Source organism: Photorhabdus hainanensis (assembly GCF_018448965.1).
GTDB classification, from domain to species: Bacteria; Pseudomonadota; Gammaproteobacteria; order Enterobacterales; family Enterobacteriaceae; genus Photorhabdus; species Photorhabdus akhurstii.
In genome coordinates this window covers 1-647 of record NZ_RCWD01000125.1, presented here as the reverse complement: position 1 = coordinate 647, position 647 = coordinate 1, and the positions used below count along the sequence as shown (strand labels likewise).

1 protein-coding gene is annotated in these 647 nt (G+C 49.6%); it reads right to left on the bottom strand.

The genetic code is table 11. The features are described from left to right. Positions 1-647, bottom strand: a 647-nt coding sequence (locus tag EAE92_RS24170; protein ID WP_214069870.1) for an AMP-binding protein, incomplete at both ends; no start/stop codon positions are given.

Below are 647 nucleotides of genomic sequence, written 5' to 3'. Positions count from 1 at the left end.
ACGGTCACTTCTGTCGGGCCGTAAGCATTCAGTATGCCGTTGTGTTGGCTGAAGTAGTCAAGAAAATCTGGAGAAGGTGACTCTCCGGCGGTGACTAATAATTGCAGGGAAGGCAACTGAGCGCCCGTTAATAATTTCAGTATGGCCGGGGGTAAGGTGGCTATTTCAATGCTTTCCCGTTGAATCAGTTTTTCAACTGCGGGGACATTACGTTCTGTTTCGCTGCAAAGGTAAATAGTATGACCATGAAGCAGGCTGAGGAATAACTCGGAAACCGAGGCGTCAAAAACATAAGCAGCAAACATTAAGGCTTTTTTTCTCTTTGTCGCATGAAAAAGCGCTGTCTGTGCCGCCACCAGATGCGCCACATTTTTGTGCTCAATCATGACCCCTTTCGGCTGGCCGGTGGTGCCTGAGGTATAAATGATATAAGCCAAATCTGAGGGTTGGTTTACCGATGCCGGATTGTTTACCGGCTGGCCTGCGGTGATTGTCGGGTCATCCGCCGCTATCAGTACCGGTTGCACCGCATATGGTTGCGTCTCTGTCGCCAGCGTTGCCAGATACTTTTGCTGAGTGACGACGCAGGGGGATTGGGTATCGTCCAAAATAAACCGAACCCGCTCTAATGGATATTCAGGGGAAAT